Origin of the sequence: Streptomyces similanensis (assembly GCF_039543625.1) — a bacterium.
Lineage (GTDB): Bacteria > Actinomycetota > Actinomycetes > Streptomycetales > Streptomycetaceae > Streptomyces > Streptomyces similanensis.
Map to the genome: position 1 here is coordinate 198,728 of NZ_BAABKC010000044.1, position 24,292 is coordinate 223,019.

The following is a 24,292-nucleotide window of genomic DNA, read 5'->3' on the forward strand; positions in this document are numbered from 1 at the left end:
GCCGGCGCCCCAGTGGCAGACTTCTGCCATGACGACGCACAAGAACCTGCTCGGCGGCCCGGACCCGACGTACCTCCCCGAGGACGAGGCCGCCCACCGCCTGCTGGCCGAGGAGTCCCGGCCCGCCGCCGAGGTCGCGGCCCAGCACCCGACCTACTCGCCGGCCTGGGCGGAACTCGCCGAGGAGGCGTACGCGGGCGGCCGGGTCGTCGAGTCGTACGCGTACGCGCGCACCGGCTACCACCGCGGGCTCGACCAGCTCCGCCGGGCCGGGTGGAAGGGCCACGGCCCCGTCCCCTGGGACCACCGCGCCAACCGCGGCTTCCTGCGCTGCCTGGCCGCCCTCGCCCGCGCCGCCACCGCGATCCAGGAAACGGAGGAGGCGGACCGCTGCCGCACCTTCCTCCGCGACAGCAGCGAGGAGGCTTACGCCGAGCTGAAGCCGTAACCCTGCCCGACCCACGGCCGACAGCGGGGACCCGGGAACGCAGCCCCTACCCACCCACCCACGCCACCCTCCCAGCCCGTCCGGCGTCTGAGGACAAGGCCGTTCAGGCCGACAGCGGGGGTCTGGGGGCGCAGACCCTGCCCACCCACCCACGCCACCCTCCCAGCCCGTCCGGCGTTTGAGGACGAGGCCGTTCAGGCCGACAGCGGGGGTCTGGGGGCGCGGCTCCCAGGGATGGGACGGGTAGGGGCGGCGGGGGCGAGGAAAAACCCGCCCCCTCACCGCCCCCGCCCCACCTCCAGCGGCGGACACGTCACAGACCCGTGCGTACGGCCCTCGGGCCGACGACACGCACGCGACGGCCGCCGCACCGTAGCGAAGGCGAGCCCCGCCCCCACCACCAACACCCCCGCACAGATCGGCATCGCCCGCCGGAACGCCGCGTCGAAGGCGTCCGCCGACCGGTACGCCTCCGGCCCCATCCCGGCCAGCAACGGCAGCGCGGCCACCGCGATCAGCCCCGCCGCACGCGCGGCCGCGTTGTTGACCCCGCTGGCAAGCCCCGCGTGGGACGCGTCCACGGACGCGAGCACGGTCGCGGTCAGCGGCGCGACCAGCGTCACCATCCCCGCCCCCATCACCAGCAGCGCGGGCAGCACGTCCGTCAGATAGTGCGCGTCCTTCCCCACCCGCAGCATCAGCAGCATCGCCGCCGCGCACAGCAGCGGCCCCACGGTGAGCGGCGCCCGGGGGCCGATCCGGTCGGCGAGGGCGCCCGAGCGGGCCGAGAACAGCAGCATGAGCACGGTCGTCGGCAGCAGCGCGGTACCCGCCCGCAGCGGCGAGTACCCCGCCACCACCTGGAGCTGGAGCGCGGTCAGGAAGAAGAAGCCGCCGAACGCCGCGTACACGCACAGGGTGACCAGGTTGACCGCGGTGAACTGGCGCGAGGCGAAGATGTCCGGCGGCAGCATCGGGTCCGGGCGCCGCTTCTCCACCCGCCAGAAGACGACGCCCGCCGCCACCCCGGCGATCCCGGCCACCGCGACGGCCGGCGAGCCGCCGGGCGCCTCGATGAGGGCGTACGTCACCAGCGCCAGGGCGACCGCCCCCAGGGCCGCCCCGGCGACGTCGAACCGGCCGTGCGGCCCGCCGGCCGAGGACTCGGGCACGTGCCGGACGGCGACGGGCGCGCACAGCAGCGCCAGCGGGACGTTGAGCAGGAACACCCAGCGCCAGCCGGGACCGTCCACGAGCCAGCCGCCGAGGAACGGCCCGACCGCCGCCCCGATGCCGCCGAACCCCGACCACAGACCGACCGCCCGCGCCCGGTCGTCCGGGTGGAAGGACGCCTGGATCAGCGCCAGCGAGCCGGGGGTGAGCAGCGCGCCGCCGACGCCCTGGAGGGCGCGCGCGGCGATCAGCACACCGGTGCCCGGGGCGAGGCCGCACAGCAGGGAGGCCGCCGCGAACCACACCACGCCGATCACGAAGATCTTCCGGCGGCCGTAGGCGTCGCCCAGCGAGCCGCCGAGCAGGATCAGCGCGGCCAGCGTCAGCATGTACGCGTTGACGGTCCACTGGAGGGCGGCCAGATCGGTGTCCAGGTCGCGGCCGATGCGCGGCAGGGCGACATTCACGACGGTCGAGTCCAGCAGGACCATGCTGGAGCCGAGCACGGTGGTGAACAGGATCCATCGGCCGGCCGGGCTGGAGATCCTGACGTCGGGCGACTTCTGCGAAGGGACCGCCATGCGGCGATCCTCCCCCGCCGGCCGCCGCCGGGCCATCCGAGAACCGGCCGGAACCGCCGCCCGCGGCTCTCCCGGCCCGTTCGCACGGAGGACCCGGCACCGAAGAAGGCACCGGGTCCGTCCGCTCGGAGTACCGCCTACTTGATGCGGGTGCCCGCCGAACGCAGGTGGCCGCACGCCTCGACCACCCGCGCCGACATGCCGGCCTCGGCCAGCTTGCCCCAGGTGCGCGGGTCGTACGTCTTCTTCGAGCCGACCTCGCCGTCGACCTTCAGGACGCCGTCGTAGTTCCTGAACATGTGGTCGACGACCGGACGCGTGAACGCGTACTGGGTGTCGGTGTCGATGTTCATCTTGACCACGCCGTTCTCCAGCGCGGTGCGGATCTCCTCCTCCGAGGAGCCGGAGCCGCCGTGGAAGACGAAGTCGAACGGCTGCGAGCCGGCCGGCCGGTCGTACTTCGCGGCCACGCCCTCGTTGAGCTCCTTCAGCAGCTCGGGACGGAGCACCACGTTGCCCGGCTTGTACACGCCGTGCACGTTGCCGAACGAGGCGGCCAGCAGGTAGCGGCCCTTCTCGCCCAGACCCAGCGCCTCGGCGGTGCGCACCGCGTCGTCGACCGTGGTGTAGAGGGAGTCGTTGATCTCGTGCGAGACGCCGTCCTCCTCGCCGCCGGTCGGGGTGATCTCGACCTCAAGGATGATCTTCGCGGCGCGGGCCTGCTCCAGCAGCTCCTGCGCGATCTGGAGGTTGTCGGCGAGGGTCTCGGCGGAGCCGTCCCACATGTGGGACTGGAACAGCGGGCTCAGACCGGCGTCGACGCGCTTCTTGGAGAGCGCGATCAGCGGACGCACGTACCCGTCGAGCTTGTCCTTGGGGCAGTGGTCGGTGTGCAGCGCGATGTTGACCGGGTACTTCTCGGCGACGATGTGCGCGAACTCGGCCAGGGCCACGGCGCCGGTGACCATGTCCTTGTCGTACTGGCCGCCCAGGAACTCGGCGCCACCCGTGGAGATCTGGACGATGCCGTCGCTCTCCGCCTCCGCGAATCCGCGCAGGGCCGCGTGCAGGGTCTGGGAGGACGTCACGTTGATGGCCGGGTAGGCGAACTTGCCTGCCTTCGCCCGGTCGAGCATCTCGTTGTAGACCTCGGGGGTTGCGATGGGCATCTGTCCGCTCCTTGTATGTGCGGGGTGCGTTCTGCGTGCTTACGGCCCTGACCTAGGGAGTGACGTCATCGTCGGCCCCATCTTCGCAGACATCGCCCGCCCTCACGGACACCCCGTCCAGCCTGTGGATAACAGGTCGCCTGTGGACGGCGGAGCGCGCCCCGCACTCCGCTCCGCGCGCCCCGCACCACCCCTCAACCCCGGCCGCCCGCCCGGCGGATCGAGCGGCCGGGCCGGCCGCCGGACCGGCCAGGCGGAACGCTGCGGCTCAGTCGAGGCCCAGCTCGTCCTTCGAGAACGCGAACACGTAGGGCACCCCGGCACCCGCCTGGATCTTCTCGGCCGCGCCCGTGGCCCGGTCGACGATCGTGGCGACCGCGACCACCTCGGCGCCCGCCTCCCGCACCGCCTCGACCGCGGTGAGCGGGGAGCCGCCGGTGGTGGACGTGTCCTCGACGACCAGGACCCGGCGGCCCCGGATCTCCGGCCCCTCCACGCGCCGCTGCATGCCGTGCGCCTTGGCGGCCTTGCGCACCACGAAGGCGTCCAGCTTCCGGCCGCGCGCGGCGGCGGCGTGCAGCATCGACGCCGCGACCGGGTCGGCGCCCATCGTCAGCCCGCCGACCGCGTCGAACTCGAACCCGGCCGTCAGGTCCAGCAGCACCTGGCCGACCAGCGGGGCCGCCTCGCCGTCCAGGGTGACCCGGCGCAGGTCCACGTAGTAGTCGGCTTCCAGACCCGACGACAGGGTCACCTTGCCGTGCACCACGGCCTTGTCCTTGATCTGCTGCAGCAGCTCGCCGCGAACGTCGCTCATGGCAGCCAGCTTAAGCGCGGCGCCAGGACCAGGTGGTCGTGGCCTCCAGCGGCTCCAGCGGCGTGACCAGGCGCGGATGGGTGTTCAGCCCGTTGGGCGGCCCGGTCTGCGGCTCCACGCACACGGCGGCCTCCTGCTCGTCGTAGACGACAACCCACTTCTCCGGACTGCGCACCGTCAGTTCGAGGCGCCCGGGCCACTCCACGGTGACGCCGACGCCGTCCGGCATCCCGAAGCAGTCGTCCCACGGACCCGGCGTCACCTCGATCCGGCGGCCGGTGGGCAGGTGGTCCTCGCCGCGCTCCTCCTGCCAGGCGGCCCGGAAGTCCAGCCGCGCGTCCGCGCCGGCCAGGTTCCGGTTGAACCACGGATGCCAGCCGATCTGCGCCGGGAAGGAGGACCCGTACGTCTCCACGGACATCGTCAGCGTCAGGGAGTCCTCGGTCAGGCCGACGACCTGGGTGATGCGGCCGGGGTAGGGCCACGGCTCGACGAGGTCGTACGTGATCACCGCCTCGTCCGCCGAGACCCGGGCGGTGCGCCAGGCGCCGTCGCGCGCGGTGCCGTGGATGGCGTGCGGCGGGGAGTTGAGCGGCATCCGGTGGACGGCGGCGCCGTCGCGGAACTCGCCGTTCCGGGTCCGTCCGCACCAGGGGACCATCGGGAAGCAGCCGAACCTGTCGCCCTGGCGCAGCAGCTCCAGACCGCCCACCCGGAGTCCGCCGACGCGGCCGCCGTTGCCCGGCTGAACGGTCGCTTCCGCGTCGCCCGCGGTCAGCATGATGTCTTCGTCACTCACGTGACGAGGCTACTGGGCCGAAAGGGGCGGCCGGTGCGCGCCGACGCCGGCCGGGGTGTCAGCGGCGGCGGCCGGAAGGCAGGACGACGGCGTCCGGGAGGTCAGCGGCGGCGGCGCAGCGCCCGGCCCACGACGATCGCCCCGGCCACCGCGAGGGCCGCGGCGGGCGCCGCCCAGCGCAGGGCGGAGCCGGCGGAGACGGTGAGCGGGGCGGGCACGGGCGCGTAACGGCCGCGCGGCGGCGCGTGGTCCACCTCCTCCGCGCTGCGGCCGATCATCGTGCGGCGCGCGTGCGCGGCCTCGGCGGGCGGTCCGGCGGCCTCGCCGAAACCCCCGGGCCCGACGGCCGCGGCCGCGCCACGCCTCCCGGCGCCCGCCTGCTCCTCCCCGTCGTAGGCCCCGTACCCGTCGTACTCGTCGGACTCGTCTTCATCGGAGCCGTCGGAGCCGTCGGAGCCGTCGGAGTCATGGGAGCCGTCGGGATCGTCGGAGCCGTCCTCGGCCGACGGGTCGAGGGAGGACGGCGGGACCTCGGTGTCGAAGACGGAGGCGCGTCCGACGGCGCGGTCGGCGGGCTCGGTGGGTTCGGCCGGGGGCGGTACGGGGGCGTCGTCCGCGTCCGGCGCGGCCTCGAAGTCGCCCGTCGCGAGCGGGGCGAAGTCCTCGGTGGCGAGCTCCTCCGGGGTCTCCGGCGTCTCCGGCGTCTCCGCCTCCGGTCCCGCGCCGGAACCAGGCCCAGCATCGGCACTTGGCCCCGCGCCGTGGTCCGGCCCCGCGCCGGCGCCCGGCCCCGTGTCGGCGCCCGGCCCCGCGTCGGGGTCCGGCCCCGCGGCCAGGTTCCGCGCGAACCGGTCCAGCAACCGCACGGCCGCCGCCCGCACGGCCTCCGGGTCCAGCTCGGCGACCCGCCCGTCGCCCGACGCCGTGCCCCGCACGCCCAGCGCCGTACCCCCGTCGGTCTCCCGCGGGCGCAGCGTGAGCGCGAGCTTCACCGCGCCGGCGCCGCGCGACTCGCCCGCCTCGCCCTCGACGGCGTACGAGCCGTCCTCGCGGGCGTGGACGCGCAGCGCACCCCGGTAGGTGATGGAGGTGCCGCCGATCCGCAGCTTCAGCCGGCCGGCGACGGGCTCGGCGCCCGCGTCCTGCTGGAACCCGGGCAGCGCCCGGGCGACCCGGTCGGGGTCGGCGAGCACCGCCCGCAGTCGCGGGACCGGAACCGGAACGAACACCTCGTGCTCCATGTCAGCCGACATTACCCAGTGACGGCCCCGAATACCCTCCCCCGTCCCCCCGACCGCTCCCGTCCCCCACCCCGCCCGGCCCGCTAGCCCTCCACCCCCGGCCGGACCAGCCCCGTCTCGTACGCCACTACCACCGCCTGCGCGCGGCTGGCCAGGTGGAGTTTGGCCATCGTGCGGTTGAGGTGGGTCTTGACGGTGGCCTCGCTGATGAAGAGGCGGTCGGCCGCCTCGGCGTTGGTCAGGCCCCGGGCGACCAGCTGGAGCACCTCGACCTCGCGGCCGGTCAGCGCGCGCAGGTCCGCCGGGGGCTCCGCGGGCGCCGGCGGGACGTCCGCGCGCTCCGTGAACGCCTCCACCAGCCGCCGGGTGACCACCGGGGCGAACAGGGAGTCGCCGCCGTGCACGGCGGCGACCGCCGCCAGCAGCCGTTCCGGGCCCGCGTCCTTCAGGAGGAACCCGGCGGCCCCGGCCCGCAGCGCGCCGTACACGTACTCGTCGAGGTCGAACGTGGTGAGGATGAGGATGCGGGGCGCGGGGTCCGCCGCGTCGGCGAGGATGCGCCGGGTCGCCTCGATGCCCGTCAGCCCGGGCATGCGGATGTCCATGAGGATGACGTCCGGACGGGTGCGCGCGGCCAGGGCCACCGCCTCCGCGCCGTCCGCGGCCTCCGCGACGACCTCCATGCCGGGGGCGGCGCGCAGCAGCGCGACCAGTCCGCTGCGCACGAGGAACTGGTCGTCGACCACCAGCACTCTGATCATTCCGTGACGGCGTCTCCCCGGCGTGCGGCCTGCTCCGACGTCGGAAGGGTCAGCCGCACGCCGAATCCCCCCTCGCGCCGCGGGCCGACGGCGATCGTCCCGCCGTAGAGCTTGGCGCGCTCGCGCATGCCGATCAACCCGTGGCCGCCGGACCGGCGCATTCTGTCCGGATCCACCCCCTTCCCCACTCCCATCCCCACCCCCTTCCCCCGCTCCCGGCCGCCGTCCCGGCCCTGCCCGCGGCCCTGCTCCCTGCCGTGCCGGGCGCCCGGGCCGCTCCCGTCGTCGGTGACCGACACCCGTATCTCACCCGCGCCGTAGGCGAGTTCCACGGCGGCGCGGCTGCCCGGGGCGTGCTTGAGGACGTTCGTCAGGGCTTCCTGGACCACCCGGTAGACGCACAGCTGCATCCCGGACGGCAGCGCGCGCGGCGCGCCGCGCACCCGCAGCTCGACCGGTACGCCGCCGGACCGGACCCGCTCGACCATCTCCTCCAGCCGGTCGAGGCCGGGCGTCGGCTCGTCCGCGGCGCCCTCCCGCGGGACGTGCGGATCGTCCGCGCGCAGCAGTCCGAGCATGCGGCGCAGCTCGGTCAGCGCCTCGCCGCTCGCACTGCCGATGGTGGTGAGCGCGGCGCGCGCGGTGGGCGCGTCGGAGTCGAAGACGAACCGGGCCAGGCCCACCTGGACGTTGATGACGGCCATGTGGTGGGCGACCACGTCGTGCAGTTCGCGCGCGATCCTGACCCGTTCCTCGGCGACCTCGCGCCGGGCCCGTTCGGCCTGCTCGGCGCGCAGCCGCACGGTCAGCTCGGCGCTCCTGCGGGCGAGGTGGCCGAACCACCACAGCGCCAGCGGGTAGCCGATCGCCTGGCCGACGACCGACGCCAGCATGTCGGAGTGGCTGTACACGCCGGCGTAGATCCACACGCCGCCCATCAGGGCCGCGCACCACGCGGTGGTCCGAGGGGGCCGGGTGCCGGCCACCATGTAGAGGGCGACCATGGCGGCCGGGGAGTTGACCACCGGCCAGTTGCCGAGGGCGATGTACAGGGACCACCACAGGTGGACGGAGAGCAGGACGGCGACCGGGGCCCGGGTGCACAGGGCGAGCGGCAGGTTGGTCAGGGCGACCAGCGCCCAGGCGTACGCGTCGAGCGGGGGCCACTTCTGCGCGCCGGCCTCCATGCCGAGCAGACACGCGACGGCCGTCGGCACCAGGGCCGTCAGGCCGTCGACCACGAGGGGGTGGATCCGCACCGCCGCAGCGTAGACCCGGTACGGGCCCGGCGGCGTCAACCTTTCGCGGTACCGCGGGAGTTTGCCGGGACCGGGCGGCTACCGCGCCGGTCGGCGGCGGTCTCCACCCGGCGCGGGATGCGCGGCCCGGCCGTCCGGCCGTACGTTCTCGGTGCGCCGGCCGAGCGGCGGGGCTCCGCGCCACCGGCCGGGGGGCCGCCGCGGGGGAGGCGGCCCGGCGGTCCGTTCCGCTTCGGGGGAGGGACGGGCCGCCGGGCCGCGCACGGTGCTCCGGGTCCGGGCGGTACGGCCGCTCAGCCGGCGTAGCGGGGGTGGACCAGGGTCGACGGGGGCAGGCCGGAGATCCGGGTGCGGGCGGCGGCGCGGGCGTCCGCGGCGAGCGCGGCGGGGGTGAGCGTGCGCGGGCGGGCGGCCCGCGGGTCCAGGGCGAGGCGGGGCGGGGTGCGGGCGGCCAGTACGAAGCCCCAGTCGCCCGGGGCGCTGCGGGCGCCCGTCGCCCGGTCGGGACCGGCGGCGAACGGGGAGCCGCGGCCGTCCACCCGGTAGGGGGCGGTGCGCAGACCGGCGGCGCGGATCGTCGCCTCCACCGTCCAGAAGACGCCGGGCCGGGAGGCGACCGGCCCCGCGTGCACCGCCAGCCGGCCGCCGGGCGCCAGGGCGCGGCGGGCCAGGTCGTAGAACTCGCGCGAGTACAGCTTGGTGCTGGCCGTGATGCCCGGATCGGGCAGGTCCGCGATCACCACGTCGTACGCCGCCGGCTCCATCGTGCGCAGCCGGGCGAAGGCGTCGGCGGTGCGCACCCGGACGCGCCGGTCGTCGTAGACGTGTCCGTTCAGCCGGGTCAGGGCCGGGTCGGTGCGGGCCAGGCGGACGACGGCCGGGTCGAGTTCGACGACGTCCACCCGCTCCACGCCCGGGTGGAGCAGCACCTCGCGGGCGGCCAGTCCGTCGCCGCCGCCGAGGATGAGCACCCGCGCGTGCGGGCCGGTCATCGCGGGCCGCACCAGCGCCTCGTGGTAGCGGCGCTCGTCCTGGCCGCCGACCCGCAGCCGCCCGTCGAGGAACAGGTCCAGCGGACGGCCGCCGGTGCCGCCGGTCAGGACGATCTCCTGGACGCCGGTCCGCAGCGCCACCCGCACGCCGTCGCCGTACACCGCCTGCCGGGCGGCCTGTTCGAAGGCGCCGACGCCGGCGGCGGCCGCGGCGAGCAGCCCGAGCACGGCGAGGTTGGCGGCGAGCAGCAGCCGGCGGCCGCGCGGGGTGAGGTCGCGCCGGAACAGGCCGAGGACGAGGGTGCCGCCGGCCAGTACGTTGACCGCGCCGGTGAGCAGCGCGCCGGTCAGCTGGCCGAGCAGCGGCAGCAGCAGGAAGGGGAAGGCGAGGCCGCCGACGAGCGCGCCGACGTAGTCGGCGGCGAACAGGTCGGCGACCGCGCCGCCCGCGTCCTGGCGGCGGATGCGCTGGATCAGCTCCATCAGCAGCGGCACCTCGGCGCCGATCAGCAGGCCGATGGCGAGCGAGAAGGCGACCAGCAGACAGCGCGGTCCGGCCACCCACAGGCCGCCCCAGGCGCCGGTCCAGGCGAAGACGGCGTAGAGCGCCATGGCGCTGCACCCGCCGACCAGTGCGAGCGTCGCCTCGATCGCGCCGAAGCCGACGGCGGCGTGCCGGCGCAGCCGCTTGGCGCCGAGCGAGCCGATGCCCATCGCGAACACCATCACGGACAGCACGACGGACGCCTGGGTGACCGAGTCGCCCATCAGGTACGAGGCGAGGGCGACCAGTTCGAGTTCGTACACCAGTCCGCAGGCCGCGCAGACGAAGACGCCGGCGAGGACGAGGAACCGGCCGGTGCCCGGCCGGACGGGCAGCCGGGCGGGTGGCCGCTCGGGGCCGCTCCTCGGGGGCGCCGGGCGGGGCGGGGCCGGGGCGTGCGGTTCGATCACGACTGCGACGTTACGTCACGGGCACGCCACGCTTCGTCACCCACACGTGTGGAAAGCACGGCGTCCGCGCGTTCCGTGTTTGAACGTGTGAACGCGTGAGCGCGAGGGCGTGCGGGCGCGTGGCCGTGCGGGCGTGTGGCCGTGCGGGCGGGCGTGCGGCCGTGCGGGCCGGCTCAGTTGACGGGCAGGGGCACCGGCGCGGACCGGCGCGCGCCGACCCGGGTGCGGGTCGCCACCAGCTGGCCGTCCTGCGGGTAGGCGTGCCAGGTGCGCCAGTGCACCTGGCCCTCCCGCCGCTGCGCCAGCATGGCGGTGAACGCGTGCGGACTGCCCGGGAAGACGCCGGCCAGGCCGTGCGGGTGGTCGCAGACCAGGGCCAGCAGTTCCTGGGCGCGCCCGGCGAAAGAGCCCGGCGACAGTTCCTCGACCCGCGCGGCGAACTGGTACTCCCAGTCGCCGACCCGCTTGGCGACGCCGAGCGGAAGGGGCGTGCTGGACCCCTTGATGCACGCCACCGTCTCCGAGCAGACGCCCCGCTCCTCCTCAAGAAGCACCTGGTGGGAGGCGCCGAGAAGCCGCAACTGGAGCTTGGCGCCGGACAGTTCGAGGTCGAGTGCGGCCAGTGCGGGCAGCGGCTCGCGCCCCAGCGCCCAGGCCAGGTCGGCCGCGCGCGTGTCGGTGTAGGAGGTGTTCAGGGTCGTGAGCATGGATCGGCTCCGCTAGCACGCTTAAGAAAGGGGGTCCAGGAGGCCGGCGCACCCCGGACGACACGGGGGGACGGCCCGGTCAGCCCAGTTCAGAAGGGGTGTGAGCAGGACATCCAGGGGGCTGCGTCGGCACTTTAGAGGGAACCACGAACGGCGGGGCCGCCACAGCTTTTTTACCCAACTTCGTGCGGTTTCCATCCCTCAGAGGGCCTGTCAGCTCAACTGTTCAACTACGGCGTACGCCAGGGCGTACACAGCGGCGCACTTTTCGACGCGCACCGGGCCGGACATGGGGGTCACCCTTCCGCTTCCCCGACGGGAACTCCGCTCCCCGGAAGAGGAGTTGCCGCTTCTCACAACCCCCACCGCCCTGACGGCCGCCCCACCGCCCCCGACATCCGCCCCGCCGCCCCCGTCAGCTGCCCCCGCCGCAGCCGCCCCCGCACGAGGAACCGCCCCCGCAGGAGCTGCCGCCGCCGCAGGAGGAGTTCCCCCCGCAGGAGTGGCCGCCCGAGTGGTGGCCGTGGTGCCCTCCGGAGTGGTGGCCGCCGGACGACGAACCGCTGTCGCCCGAGGCCCACCACCCGGCGCCCCCGCCGCCCGCCGCGCTCCCGCTGCTGTAGGCCCGCGTCCGCCGCCCCTTCGCGGACCGGCGCCCGCGCCCGCTCCCCCGCGCGACGGCGCCCAGGAACACCATCGCGATCACCGCCAGGACTATCGCGAAGACCATGGCGTCACGCTCCTTCCGCTCCCCCGGGAGACCCCCGGGGACGCCCCCCGTGGGCGACACGCTCGCTGCGTGCCCCGGATATCCCCGGCCGCCGCCCGGGCCAAAGCACACTTGAGGAACTCCAGAGCTTCGGCGCAGGATGGCCGGCATGACCTCCAGCGCACGCCCGCTCCTCAACCGCCGGCTCGCCGAGTTCGGGACGACGATCTTCGCCGAGATGTCCGCCCTGGCCGCGGCCACCGGCGCGATCAACCTGGGCCAGGGCTTCCCCGACACCGACGGCCCCGAGGAGATCCGGGAGGCGGCGGTACGGGCGCTGCGCGAGGGGCGCGGCAACCAGTACCCGCCGGGCCCCGGCGTCCCCGAACTGCGCACGGCCGTCGCCGCGCACCAGCTGCGCCGCTACGGACTCTCCTACGACCCGGACACCGAGGTGCTGGTCACGGCGGGCGCCACCGAGGCGATCGCGGCCGCGCTGCTGGCCCTGGTGGAACCGGGCGACGAGGTGATCGCCCTGGAGCCGTACTACGACTCCTACGCGGCGTGCATCGCCATGGCGGGCGGCCGGCGGGTGCCGGTGACGCTGCGGCCGCACGAGGGCGCGTTCCGCCTCGACCTGGACGAGCTGCGCGCGGCCGTGACCGACCGGACCCGGCTGCTGCTGCTGAACACCCCGCACAACCCGACCGGCACGGTGCTCACCCGCGAGGAGCTGACGGCGATCGCCGCGCTGGCCGTCGAACGCGACCTGCTGGTGGTCACCGACGAGGTGTACGAACACCTGGTCTTCGACGACGCCGAGCACATCCCGCTGGCCACCCTGCCGGGCATGCGCGAGCGCACGGTGACGATCGGCTCGGCGGGCAAGACGTTCTCCTTCACCGGCTGGAAGGTCGGCTGGGTCAATCCTGATTCGCCGACCTATTGGACACTGGCCGCGTGACCGTCCGCCCGGCATCGGCCAGGATGGCGCGCGAAGCACCGACGGACACGGGTGAGGACGGTGGAGACATGAGCGGCAGGCCGCTGCTGAACCGCAGGCTGGACGGGCTCGGGACGACGATCTTCGCGGAGATGTCGGCACTGGCGACAGCGACGGGCGCGATCAACCTGGGTCAGGGCTTTCCGGACACGGACGGCCCGGAGTCCGTACGCGAGGCCGCCGTACGAGCGCTGCGCGACGGCCGCGGCAACCAGTACCCGCCGGGCCCCGGCATCCCGGAACTCCGCCAGGCGATCGCCGACCACCAGCGCCGCTTCTACGGCCTGAGCCTCGACCCGGACACCGAGGTCCTGGTCACCGCGGGCGCGACGGAGGCGATCGCGGCGACCATGCTCGCGCTGCTGGAGCCCGGTGACGAGGTGATCGCCTTCGAGCCCTTCTACGACTCCTACGCGGCCTGCATCGCCATGGCCGGCGCGAAGCGCGTCCCGCTCACCCTGCGCGCCCCGTCCTTCCGCCCCGACCTGGACGAGCTGCGGTCCAAGATCACCCCGCAGACCCGCCTCCTGCTCCTCAACACCCCGCACAACCCGACCGGGATGGTCCTCACCGCCGACGAGCAGAGCGCCATCGCCGCGCTCGCTGTCGAGCACGACCTGCTCGTGGTCACCGACGAGGTGTACGAGCACCTGGTCTTCGACGACGCCGCCCATGTCCCGATCGCCACGCTCCCCGGCATGCGCGAGCGCACCGTCTCCATCTCCTCCGCCGGCAAGACCTTCTCCTTCACCGGATGGAAGGTTGGCTGGGTCGTGGCGGACGGCCCGCTCGTCTCCGCGGTCCGGACCGCAAAGCAGTACCTGACGTACGTCAGCGCGGGCCCCTTCCAGTACGCCGTCGCCGAAGCGCTTCGCCTCCCCGACTCGTACTTCGACGGCTTCCGTACCGACCTGCAACGCAAGCGCGACCTGCTCGGCGACGGCCTGCGCGCGGCCGGCTTCGATGTCTACCAGCCGGAGGGCACGTACTTCATCACCACCGACATCACCCCCTTCGGCGAGAAGGACGCCTACGCCTTCTGCCGCGCCCTCCCCGAACGCTGCGGCGTCGTCGCCATCCCCAACTCCGTCTTCTACGACGACCCCGACGCCGGCCGCAGCCAGGTCCGCTTCACCTTCTGCAAGAAGGACGACGTCCTCCACGAGGCTGCCAGTCGGCTGCGACACCTGGCGGCCTGAACCCACTCCGCGCTCTGTCCCGAGTGAGGTTCGGGCGGGTCCTGGTCCCTCTTGAGGACCCGCCTGTCACAGAGGGTGACGCTCCTGGACGGTTGATCGCCGGAACGGTCAGGACAGCCCACCATGAAGGTGGGCAAACTGCGATTGTGATACGCGAACCAGCAGAACTGCAGATCGATGACGACGGCCGCGTGTCCCTGCCGCTAGGGCTCCTTGCGGAGGCGGGGCAGGATGCAGGCGGCCGGATCCTGGCGTTCAGCGACGGCGACGGACGCATTGTGCTGCAGCGAGAGGCAGACGCCTTCAGGGCACTGCTGCAGCACGGGACTCTGTGAGTGGGGATCCCATCGCCAGGCCACTCCCGTTGCAGCGCTCGGGGATCGTCGGGGGCTGGGTGGCGTCGGTGTGTAAGAGGCTCGCGACCGCCCGCCCTCGCCACAGGGAAGCGCCGAGAATGGAGGTGGACGGACAGGAAAGCGGTCCTCGCCAGGCGGGGCCCCGGAGGAAGCTGTCTCTGAGCTGCTGAGATATGAGCGAGCAAGAGCTATCAAAAACGCCGGCCGAGCGGTGGACACCGCCGGAGGGGTCGTGGGCGTCGTCGGCCGCGATCCGGCGAAGCATGCTGGGCAACCGAAGCCGTGATACTGCGCCCGAGCTGCTCCTCCGCTCGCTTGTCCACGCCGCTGGCCGGCGCTACCGAGTAGCGGCAAAGCCGCTCCCGAAGATGCGCCGCACAGCCGACATGGTCTTCCGCCCTGCGAAGGTCGCAGTCTTCATCGACGGCTGCTTCTGGCACGGCTGCCCGGAGCACTTCGTGATGCCCAAGACGAACCAGCCGTACTGGGAAGAAAAGATCGGCCGGAACATCCAGCGCGACCGCGACACAGACAACCGCCTCGCGGAGGCAGGCTGGCTGGTGCTCCGTTTCTGGGAACACCTCGAACCAGAGGCGTGTGCTGCCACCGTCATTGAGGCAGTGGCAGCTCGGCGGCAGGAGGTGCGAGCCTCGAAGCATCTGAGGAAGACCTCCTGACCGTCGCATGGCCGACGGCAGCGGTCAGCTGAACTCCGCCAGGTTCACTGAGCTTCTTCAGCGTTGCAGCTCCAGCGTGAGGACGGCCTTGGTGATTGACGTCATGCGGTTGGGGCTGCAGCGGGATCTGCGGAAGATCCGCCAGGACTTCAGGCGGGCGACGCCGCGTTCGACGGGTGCGCGTGCTGCGGCCAGGGCACGGTTGCGGGTCTTGTCGGTGGGGCTCAGTTCCTGCAGGAGCTTGCGTTTGATGCCCGTGGTCAGCCACGGGCCGGCGCCCTGGTAGGCGAGATCGGCCACGATGGGAACCCCTTGGCGCTCGCAGATCCGGATGATCCGATGGGTGCGGGCAGCGGTCAGGTCGTGGGTGCGGCCCGGCAGGGTGGGCGAGAGCCACAGCAGCCGGCCGACGGGATCGGTAACGACCTGCACGTTCACGCCGTGGCGGCGGTGTTTGCGGGAGTAGTCGGCCCGGCCGTCGCCGACCCGATCGCATTCGGCGAGCGTGCCGTCGAGCAGGACGAAGTCGGGTTCGTGGTCGCGCAGCGTCTTGAGCAGGCCCGGTGCGCGGGCGGCGAGAAGGCCGACGACCGCGCGCGTGTAGGCGTAGGCGGTGGACTCGCTGATCCCAAACCCGGCAGCGATCTTCGCCAGAGTGGTGTGCTCGCGCAGGTACACCAGTGCCACCATCGCCCGCTGGGACGGACGGAGCTTGCGGCGCCGGTCGCCCTCACGGGTGACAACCAGCATGGTGACCCACTCCACGAGCATATGCGGCAGGTCAAGTGCGGCAGGATGCATGACCAACGAGGCCTCCGAGCAACGCGATTGATACGTCAGACATCTCGATCAACAGGCCGGGGGCCTCGCTCGTTGCGCTTCACGGACCGTCACCCGATCGGTGGCCACATCGCAGAAGCTCCACTGAGAAGAGTTCGTACCGCTGATGGCCTTCTTGGCCCCTCTGCCAGATAGAGCTGATCAAATAGGGCGGGACCCGGTCAGCTCCCGTCATAGGCCACCTGCAGTCGCGTGGTGCCCTTAGCCGTGTGCAGAAAGGCGTCGCCCTGTCCGGCCAGAGCTTCGGCTCCAGTCTCGTCCAGAATGATGCGGCTATCAGTTGCCGTCTTGACACGCAGAGCGAGTTGGGCAGGGAAGTTGGAGCGGATGGTCGTAGAGATGACGTCCGCACTCGGTCGCTGCGTGGCCGTGATGACGTGGATACCCGCAGCGCGGGCCTTCTGTGTCAGGCGCTTGAGCAGCGTTTCGATCTGCTTCTTCTCTTCGGGATCGCTAGTGAGATCGGCGTACTCGTCCAGGACGATGACGATCCAGGGCTTTCGATCTGCTTTGTCAACCTTGGCGTTATACTCGACGAGCTTGCGTGTGCGGATCGCCTTCATGTCTTTGTAACGCACGGCCATCTCTTCGACGGTTTCCTCAAGCATCTCGATGGCGTCGGCAGCGTCCATACCGATCACGCCGTCAAGGTGCGGGTCGTCCTCGAAGTCGACAAGCTCGGTGCCCTTGGGATCGACGAGTCGGAGACGCAGGGCACTCTTGTCGTACCGGACCAGGCCCTTGAGGATCGTGTCCAGCGCGACGGACTTTCCTGACCCGGTAGTGCCGGCCACCAACAAGTGCGGTGAGTCTGCGGAGGACAGATCAATCGTGACCGGGTTGCCTTCGATGTCGGCGCCCAGCGGGGCGATGAGACTCTCGGGATCGGCTGGGCACCGCCGCCACAGCGCCTTGGCGTCGACGCCGTACTTCTCGTCGTCGATCTTGGGGATCTCGAAGAGCACGGAGCCGCGATCGCTGCGAGTGCGAATACTGAACCCGGAGGGCAGTGCCAGGGCCAGAAAGATCTCGTCGCGTCGGTTGGTCAACTTGTCCACAGTGACCCCCGGATTGGGGATGAACCGGAAGATGTAGAAGCCGGGTCCCTCCTGCCATTTGCCGACCTCCGGTGCGGTGACCGCGACCTTGTGGCGAGCGAAAACGTCAACGATCTTGTTGTATCGAAGCGCCAGCTCCTCATCCGAGAGCCCACCGCGGGAAGCCTTCAGAGGGGCAGGATCTGCCTCTGCGGCAGGATGACGCGCAAGCACGGCTCCTAGCAGGGCTGTTCGAGCAGCGACCTCGCCGGCCTCGGCAGTTGCCGTTGCTTCCTCCGGAGTGGGCGGTGCTGCGACGAAGCCCACAGAGGAGGCGTTGACGGCATTGTTGGCGACCTTCGCGGTCCCGCCGGGGGCCCCAGAGAGAACAAGGGGATCGGCGTTGTTGGGGTCTTGCTTGGCGCGCAGAGCACCGATGAGGTTCAGCAGTTCCCGTTTGTTCAACCTCACCAGGGTGTGCCTGCCGAGGCTTCCGACCGCGGGTGCCGGCTGATCATCCTCTGCCGAGATAGCCACGGCAACGCCAGTGACGTGGCCAAGCTGGACATCCTCGGAGCGTAGGGCATCAAGGACCTTCGCCTCGACCTGGCGGTGGTCGTCATTGCCGATCAGGGTGCGGGCTGGAAGGTCTTCGGCCTGCGTGGTCTTTCCGCTGGTCTGAGCGATCGCGGCGGCAAGCTCGTCCAGCCAGAAGGGACGGTCGTGGCGAGCCTCGCCGTCCGAACGGAAGGCATCCCTGCACAGGTCGGTCGTGCGGTTGAGCTGTTCCTCAGCCGAACCGACGTCAAAGGTCTGGCGGAACTTGGACTCGGCGACCAGGACATCCAGGCGAACACTGCCGTCCTCCTGGACCGTCAGCACAAACCGGCCGAGGTCGGCACGGGTCTTGTGTCCGCGGCCGAACCAGCGGTGATGCTCGTCGAAGCTGATCCAGGTGACCAGGCTCGTGCCTTGCCGAGAGACGGGAAACTGCTGGTCGATGACAAACCGCGTGGCAACCAGGCCGACGACTTCGTTGACCGTGGTGCCGATGCCGAGGGAGCGCAGCACGGCGCCAGGGGCCACGTTGCGGCCGACCTCGTAGATTCGTTTAGCGGTGCTTTCCGAGTCCTGCGGGGTGACCACACCGATCTGCTCAAGGCGGCGGCGCAGTCGCTGGACGACGAACTGCCGACCGGTCTGCGAGCTGACAATGAGGGTGTAGGACTCGTTCTTGCCGACGCTGGGCTTGACGAGAATGACGTCAGGGCGGTTGCGCAGGGCGTCGATCTGCTCACGGCCGATGAAGCTGTCGAGAGTGACGACCCAGTGGGCCACACGGTGCAGGGTCTCGAACAGCTCCTGGTGCTGGTCGAACTGCACCTGCATCTCGAAGTAGTCGATGCCGTCGACACTCTCCCGGGAGACCGGGGAACGGCGGTCGTAGCGCACGCACAAGGTCGACCAGGACTCAAGAGTCTCGTCGGCGGTCTCAGGCAACAGCGCTCTCACGACATTCTCGCTGGTCTGAGCCAGGTTGTGTGAGGCTGGGTGCTTCCAGGGGTTGAAGGAACCCGACAAGGACTCCTTCTTGGTGCTCTCCTTCATACTGGTCTGTGTGCCGAACAGTGCCGGCGCCAGAGCGAGGTCGATGGTGTCCTCCAGCCCTGACAGGTCTGCTTCCTGGTCGGGCTCCCACGCCTGAAGGATCAGTTGGACATCGGGCAGGAAGCTGTCATCGGACATCTCCGCACCGGAGAACTGCAGGTCGAAACCCTGGATGATCTCGTGGTGGGTGGCCTGCGGAGCCAGTACGACTAGATCGACTTTCAGACGAGGGTTCTTGGCCCGCATCTGCTTTGCCACGCGCATCGGCAGGACAGGGTCGCCGTTGCGGTCCAGAAGCAGTACGCGCAACCCATCAAGCTTGTGGGGGTAGGTCGTCAGGTAGTCGGTGATGACGCGGACCATCTCGTCGATCGCGGTCTCGTCGACGCTGGAGAGCCAGTCCTTGGACTCGTTTCCGCCGTAGCGGACCGGTGCGTACTCCTCGTGCCCGGCCGATTCCCGCATCGGAATGGCAATCGTGCCGCCGGGACCGGCGAGGACCGCCGGTGTCCCGTGAGGGGAGATGCGGTCGATGGCGTCGAAGAAGAGCTCCTCGTTTTCCTGGTTGAGGCTCAGACCTCCCTCCTTGTTCAGGGCGGTGACGATGCTCCCGGCAGTCTCCTCGTAGTTCTTTGCCAGCCAGCGCAGCTTCAACGGGTGAGTGGCCAGCATCATCATGCGGTGGTCGGCCAGCCCGACGACATCGGTCAGGACGACAGCCTCAAGGTCTGCGTTCGGAGCGTTGTCGGGAACCAGAGTGGTGCGAGCTTCGCGGAGCACGCCTTCCCACTCGCGTACGTAATCGTTGATCTTCCCGGCGTCAAGCCCGTCGCAGAACCGGTTGAAGTGCTCCAGCCTGAGGCGCTCCAGCTGACTGGCGAACTGCGACGCGGGAACGGGCACGGGCTCGTCGGCCTGCCACTGCCGGGGGTCATTGAACTTCTCGAGGAATGCGTCGAAGGTCAACTTGCTGGCATAGCCAGGGGGAGTTCGCCAGCCGTGGATGAGGGCCGCCAGCGCAATCTGCCCCGGAATGCCAAGAGGGTCCCAGCGAAAGCGTCGCTGGGCTCCGTCCATCTCGACCAGGATGCGCAGCGGGGCCCACTCCGTGTTCGGGTCGAACGGATCGTCTTCCTCTGGCAGGGGCGGCTTGGTCAGGTCCAACAGGCACTTCTTGACGTCCAGGGTCAGGCGAAGACCGGTGGATTCCCGGACGTCATCCAGGGTGTTGGCGTACAGGAAGGCAAACAGCCAGCGGCTCCACCGCCCGGCTTCCTGGTTGCCTTCAAGCCCGACGACGACGGAGCCTTCGTCTTCATCGGAGAAGTAGGTCAGCTCGCGCAGCAGGGCACGCAGTGGGTCCTGGACGAACTGAGAGTCCGGAAAGGCAAGCTTCTCGACTTTGCGGCGCGACCGCTTGGACAACAGGTCAGCCAGCGGCTCCGCTCCGCCGATAGGAGCCTCGTCAAGGAAGCGCTGTGCGGCTTCCTGATCTCCGCGGTCGAGTGCATCTTCGATCACCATGGCGTCGAACTCGTCGACCCGATCTGCGCCGGCCCTCTCGATCTCCTGTCGGACCTGCTGGCCCAGGCCGATCTTCTTGGACTTCTGCTCGAAGACTTCCAGCCAGAGGGTCAGGTCCTGCTCGCGGCGCAACTGACGAGAATCCTGCGGAGTAGAGCCACTGCGATTGAGGTTGAGTACGAGGCTGCGCATGAGTGCCTTGGCAGTCTCGGAATCCGTACCGATGTGGTCCAGGGACTCATCGCTGAACTCGGTCGCGCTTATGCGGTCTATCAGGTCGTCCTCGGTGATCTCCTTGCCCGTGGGCTGTTTAAAGGCACTGACCGAGACGTTCTTCTTGATCCGGGTGGGCAGCGCGGCGGGCTTGATGAAGAGTCCGCGGTCTGGGAAGAGATCAAGAGCCGGCAGGGCTGCAGAGATCTCCGGGCAGACCATGTCAGGGGTGTGGACCTGGGTTGCTGCGACCTTCCGCGCAGTGTCGACCAGGAATGCCGCCCAGCGGTGCAAGGACCGGGGCTCCTCATCAGTGACGGCACCCCAGATCTCCGGCAGAAAGGTGCCCATTACGGCCGGAACGGTGCCTACACCCCCCGCCTCCTGCCACGCTTCCGCCATGAACCTGTCGAATCCGCGCTCGCCGGCAGGATCGCGGTAGTTGCCCAGGATCGTGGCGTCGTTCAGGGGGTTCATGGCCGCCAGCCCCTGTGCGTCCGGAGACTGCCCCCACTCGAACAGCAGCACTGCCTTGCCCTGTCCCGAATTTCGCCACTTGGTCAGTTGGTCCTGCGGCCCCAGCAGGTATTCAGCAGGTACACCTTCGATTGGCTCTGAGGTGCCGACCTTGACGACAATCTGACGGTCCGGCGCGCCCGACAGCTGCTGGGCGGTGCGGCGGAGAGCCTCGGCCACGGTCGGCCGGTCGAAGCCACTGACCCGCAGCACGGCGCGGGCTCCGTTGGCCTCAGTGACCTTGCGGAGTGCTTCGTCGGCGACGAACCGGCCGAGCGTTCGGATACTGCTGTCGGTCACCGGGGCTCCCCTCGAACCATGCTGGTTGCATCTGAATATTGAGTGAGCAGACCAATAGCAGCGAGCTTCTCCCGGAACGCCTTGCCGTTGTGGTCAAGGACCGATGGGTCGACCTCGTAGGCCAACGGGCTCGCTGCCGCGACTTTGTCCTCCATCACAAGCCCATACTTCTCGTACAGCAGCGTGCAGAACTTGTCGAACTCCATCTCCGCGTCCTGCGCGACGGTGGCAGAGACCAGAGCCTCGAGCATCGGAGGCTTCATGGTGAAGTGCCGGCGCCCGGCCGTCGCGTTCAGGGCTCCGACTGCGGCGAGGGTCTCGCTGAAGAACGCTCGGGGTGAGGCGACCGCGGTCCCACCCTCCTTCGTGAATCTCCCGTAGCGCCGCTTTTTGTCCTCGTCGTCTTCGGATTCGCCGATCATCACCCGAGCCTGGACGTTGATCGCATTGACGATGTCGTTGCGGAAGCCAGCGAGGTTCTTCTGCGATTCCCTGCGCAGCGGGGTTGCCTCGTTGCCGAAGTCCAACAGGATTGACTCGCGGTTGGTGGCACCGAGCTTGGTGCGTGCGAGGTGGAGCTGGTGGCGTGCCAAGCAGTAGGGGACCCAGTGCATGAGGCTCTCAGTGCGCTTGGCCCTCGGGACCGTAGCGATCCGAGTGACGATGTTACAGGTCCCCTCCCTCAGTAGATCAGGCCACGGGCTGCGGTCCTCATACAGCTCGATTCCTGTGTCTGAGCCCTCCACGGGCGCTTCGTCGTAGTCGAAGTCGTGCGCGCTGAGGGCCTTGGCGAGATTGCCCAGCGGGGTTCCGCTGTCCTGCACGAGGTCGCACAGGCCCTGTCGGGTCGCTTCCTTGCGGTCAGGATCGGGGTCGGCACGAAGGACTTTGTAGGCCCAACTCCCACCATCGCGAAAGAGGTAGCGCTCGATACTCGGAGCGTTGATGCCGACAGCGACCTTGGTGGCCTGCTTGCGCTTCTTCGCGCTCTTCTTGGCATCGATTTGCTTGACTCGTCGTTCGACTGCGTCGTAGTGGATGAGCTCACCAACGAACGGATAGATGTGTGCGCCGAACCAACTGGTCTGGCTGCGACGCCCTGGGATCTCAACCAACAAGGACGAGAACAGGGCGTGGAGCGTTTCCATCGTCTCGGGAGAGTCCAGCTCGACGGCCTTGCCGAGTTCCTCATCGCCCTCGACAATGCGGGTCTTGGTCGCGATCCGCCGGGCCAAGTCGTGCGAGGTCCTCTTGTAAGCCGTGCCAGCTCCGTTGTCTAGGAGCCCTGCGAACTTCTCCGGGTCTTCCTGATGCGCCAGGTAGACGCCGCGGGCGATCGCGAGCATCTCAAGCGGGACGTAGAAACCGCGGCCCTGCTGTTCGAGATTCACCCCGAAGAGGCGAAGGACGACCTCGGCTTTGGAACGATCAGCCATTACGCACGCACCGACCTGATCTTGTCGCCAACGTCGATCATGAGCTTTCGCATGACGTTGCCCACCAGTACCTGGATCTCGTCGTCCTTGTTCGACGAGTCAGCCAGCTCAGCCAGGGACCCACTCAGGCCGCGGATCTCTGCCTCGTGCTGCACCTCGCTGCGCAGGCCCGCGGCCCACCGCGTCAACAACTCGAAACGCAAAAGGTCCGCTTCCACCGAGACTGCGTCCTGGCCAGGGGCGACGGCCGGGATACGGATGTAGATGGCCCGGTTGAGCCACTCAACGGCGTTCCGCATCTCGGGGGTGGTGCTCGTGCCGGCTTCCTTTTGCCACTGGGTAACCTGGTCGACCACCTCGACGCCCTTGCTGGGCACTCGCCGGGAGATCACGGCCGCGCGGGCGCGGTGTGTGAAGAAGGCGGGGTCAAGTACGAAGAAGTCAGGGTTGCTCGCTGCCCGGTGGATGCCCTGGGCGGCCTCCAGGCCCTTGAGGAATCGGTCTCGCACTCTGGTGTCTGCCGGGTCCCGGTTCTTGTCCTGGACACGCACAAAGTCGTCGCCAGCCTGCAGGCCCATGCGGGCGAAACGGTCCGTGTCGTCGTCACTGTTGAAGAAATCGGCTCGCCGCAGGAACGTGTACAGGCCCCGCAACTGTTCGGCCTGCTTCTGGGCGTCCCGATTCGTGCGGACCTTCTGCAGGTAGCTGCTGGCGTCCGCGGGAGGGAAGTCGCCCGCCGTGTCAGGGTCCAGTCGGTCGTCGACCTGGCGACGGGAGACCCGGCCCGGATCCAACTTCCGTAGCGCGAAGAAGGCAGGAACCAGATGACGCTGTTGCTGACTCAACCGGTCACCGAAGAGCGCTTGGTGGTACAGGTGGGGAGCTTGCCACAGCCGGTTCGAATGCGACCGCTGGTACCTGGCGTGGACGTCATCGCAGGACAGGCCGCCGGTGAGCATGTAGCTGGTCACCGATAGCGCCTGACGTGTCGTGATTACGGCCCCGGTCTGCTCGGCCGCAGCGAACATGTCCCGGATCGCGGCCCGGCGCTGAGGCCCGCGGGTGGGATCACTCAGTTCGTTGCGGTTGGCCAGGATCGGGCAGACCTCACGTGCATCACAGGTCTCGCACCGCTTCCACCGCGACGACTGGGTAGTTGTCCACTGCTTTAGAACCCAAGGGATGAGCCCGCCGTTGGAGCTGTCGGCCGCTACGGACTGGTAGTTGAGGTTGATGACGGTGACTGCACCATGAGGATCACTGACCTGCCCGCGAACTATGCCTTCCGTTAGGGTCTGCACTAGAACCTTGGCACGCCCAGTGCCGACTTTGCCAAGGTTGTCATCCTCGGCAACGCACTTGCGCAGTTGGCCCTCGTTCGCGCAGATGATCGCGATGCCATTGTCCGGAGGGTCGAGAAGCTCAACGAGCTTGTGGGCACCAGCCTGCGGGCTGAGCTCGCTCAGATCGCTGAGGATGTACAGCGGGCGGCCGCTACGGGTCCGGCCGACAGGGCGGCTCGCGCCTTTTGCCTCGGACAGCTCGACGAAGACCGCCTTCCGGACATCTGGTGTGATCGGCTCATCGCCGGCCCGCAGTTGGGCCAGAAGGCTGGCACACAGGCTCGTCTTGCCATGTCCGGCGTCTCCGGTGAGGACGATGGTCTTCGTGGTCTGTCGCTCGATGGCACTCAGCAGGTAGTCCAGCGTCACAACGGGGAACTGTGGCTGTGTCCAGTCAGCCTGCAGCTCGTAGACCATCTCAGAGGCGTCGACGTCGAACGGCTGGTAACGACGTATCCGTTGGACGTGCTTGTTGACCTCTAGCGGCATGCTGCTGTCCTTCGTCGACCGAGCCGGGAGCTGCAGAATTCTAGCTGCCAGCACGCCCGACGGTAGATCAAATGCCACGACTAGGCGCGAAAGTGCCCCTGGCTCGCCAGTGCGTGGCTATGCCGCAAGCCTTGAGGATTG

17 protein-coding genes and 1 pseudogene are annotated in these 24,292 nt (G+C 70.1%); 4 read left to right on the forward strand and 14 right to left on the reverse strand.

Annotated features, from left to right (window positions below; genetic code table 11):
• The first annotated feature begins 28 nt into the window (after positions 1-28).
• Complete coding sequence (locus ABEB07_RS15050) at positions 29-448, forward strand: DUF3151 domain-containing protein (protein ID WP_345668774.1); 420 nt, start codon at positions 29-31, stop codon at positions 446-448.
• A 278-nt stretch (positions 449-726) separates the two neighbouring features.
• Here the strand turns inward: ABEB07_RS15050 and ABEB07_RS15055 are convergent, their stop codons facing one another.
• The 10 genes from ABEB07_RS15055 to ABEB07_RS15100 form a co-directional block, all read right to left on the reverse strand.
• Positions 727-2,202, reverse strand: a complete 1,476-nt coding sequence (locus ABEB07_RS15055) for an MFS transporter (RefSeq protein ID WP_345668775.1) — start codon at positions 2,200-2,202, stop codon at positions 727-729.
• Between the two features lie 137 nt (positions 2,203-2,339).
• On the reverse strand, positions 2,340-3,371 hold the full coding sequence (gene fbaA / locus ABEB07_RS15060) for a class II fructose-bisphosphate aldolase (protein ID WP_176149848.1): 1,032 nt from the start codon (positions 3,369-3,371) through the stop codon (positions 2,340-2,342).
• 268 nt (positions 3,372-3,639) lie between these two features.
• Positions 3,640-4,188 carry an orotate phosphoribosyltransferase gene (gene pyrE / locus ABEB07_RS15065; RefSeq protein WP_164588629.1) on the reverse strand — a complete coding sequence of 183 codons (549 nt, stop codon included), beginning with the start codon at positions 4,186-4,188 and terminating at the stop codon, positions 3,640-3,642.
• A gap of 10 nt (positions 4,189-4,198) precedes the next feature.
• Positions 4,199-4,987 (reverse strand): aldose epimerase family protein, encoded by a 789-nt coding sequence (locus tag ABEB07_RS15070; protein ID WP_345668776.1) that lies wholly within the window; start codon positions 4,985-4,987, stop codon positions 4,199-4,201.
• Positions 4,988-5,088: 101 nt separating this feature from the next.
• On the reverse strand, positions 5,089-6,228 hold the full coding sequence (locus tag ABEB07_RS15075) for an SRPBCC domain-containing protein (protein WP_345668777.1): 1,140 nt from the start codon (positions 6,226-6,228) through the stop codon (positions 5,089-5,091).
• Between the two features lie 83 nt (positions 6,229-6,311).
• Positions 6,312-6,989 (reverse strand): response regulator transcription factor, encoded by a 678-nt coding sequence (locus ABEB07_RS15080; RefSeq protein WP_176149845.1) that lies wholly within the window; start codon positions 6,987-6,989, stop codon positions 6,312-6,314.
• A complete protein-coding gene (locus tag ABEB07_RS15085; RefSeq protein WP_345668779.1) occupies positions 6,986-8,248 on the reverse strand; it encodes a sensor histidine kinase in 1,263 nt (420 codons plus the stop codon). The genes ABEB07_RS15080 and ABEB07_RS15085 overlap by 4 nt, the downstream gene beginning before the upstream one ends.
• A 293-nt stretch (positions 8,249-8,541) precedes the next feature.
• Positions 8,542-10,194 (reverse strand): polyamine aminopropyltransferase, encoded by a 1,653-nt coding sequence (locus ABEB07_RS15090; RefSeq protein WP_345668780.1) that lies wholly within the window; start codon positions 10,192-10,194, stop codon positions 8,542-8,544.
• Positions 10,195-10,367: 173 nt separating this feature from the next.
• A complete protein-coding gene (locus tag ABEB07_RS15095) occupies positions 10,368-10,901 on the reverse strand; it encodes a DUF2617 family protein (RefSeq protein ID WP_164585796.1) in 534 nt (177 codons plus the stop codon).
• 415 nt (positions 10,902-11,316) lie between these two features.
• Entirely contained in the window at positions 11,317-11,631 is a 315-nt protein-coding gene (locus ABEB07_RS15100) for a hypothetical protein (RefSeq protein ID WP_345668781.1), read from the reverse strand.
• Positions 11,632-11,770: 139 nt separating this feature from the next.
• On the opposite strand from ABEB07_RS15100, the pseudogene ABEB07_RS15105 reads away from it, so the two are divergent.
• The 3 genes and pseudogenes from ABEB07_RS15105 to ABEB07_RS15115 form a co-directional block, all read left to right on the forward strand.
• A pseudogene (locus ABEB07_RS15105) lies at positions 11,771-12,535 on the forward strand (aminotransferase class I/II-fold pyridoxal phosphate-dependent enzyme); the annotation flags it as partial.
• 107 nt (positions 12,536-12,642) lie between these two features.
• The gene (locus ABEB07_RS15110; protein ID WP_345668782.1) at positions 12,643-13,812 is read left to right on the forward strand and encodes a pyridoxal phosphate-dependent aminotransferase; all 1,170 of its coding nucleotides are present in this window, start codon (positions 12,643-12,645) and stop codon (positions 13,810-13,812) included.
• Between the two features lie 529 nt (positions 13,813-14,341).
• Positions 14,342-14,845 carry a very short patch repair endonuclease gene (locus tag ABEB07_RS15115; RefSeq protein ID WP_345668783.1) on the forward strand — a complete coding sequence of 168 codons (504 nt, stop codon included), beginning with the start codon at positions 14,342-14,344 and terminating at the stop codon, positions 14,843-14,845.
• Between the two features lie 57 nt (positions 14,846-14,902).
• Here the strand turns inward: ABEB07_RS15115 and ABEB07_RS15120 are convergent, their stop codons facing one another.
• The 4 genes from ABEB07_RS15120 to ABEB07_RS15135 form a co-directional block, all read right to left on the reverse strand.
• Positions 14,903-15,652 carry a transposase family protein gene (locus ABEB07_RS15120; RefSeq protein WP_345668784.1) on the reverse strand — a complete coding sequence of 250 codons (750 nt, stop codon included), beginning with the start codon at positions 15,650-15,652 and terminating at the stop codon, positions 14,903-14,905.
• A 194-nt stretch (positions 15,653-15,846) separates the two neighbouring features.
• Positions 15,847-20,883, reverse strand: a complete 5,037-nt coding sequence (locus ABEB07_RS15125) for an FtsK/SpoIIIE domain-containing protein (protein WP_345668785.1) — start codon at positions 20,881-20,883, stop codon at positions 15,847-15,849.
• Complete coding sequence (locus tag ABEB07_RS15130) at positions 20,880-22,319, reverse strand: hypothetical protein (protein WP_345668787.1); 1,440 nt, start codon at positions 22,317-22,319, stop codon at positions 20,880-20,882. The genes ABEB07_RS15125 and ABEB07_RS15130 overlap by 4 nt, the downstream gene beginning before the upstream one ends.
• Entirely contained in the window at positions 22,319-24,151 is a 1,833-nt protein-coding gene (locus tag ABEB07_RS15135) for a hypothetical protein (protein ID WP_345668788.1), read from the reverse strand. Before ABEB07_RS15135 ends, ABEB07_RS15130 begins: the two co-directional genes overlap by 1 nt.
• Positions 24,152-24,292: the final 141 nt, after the last annotated feature.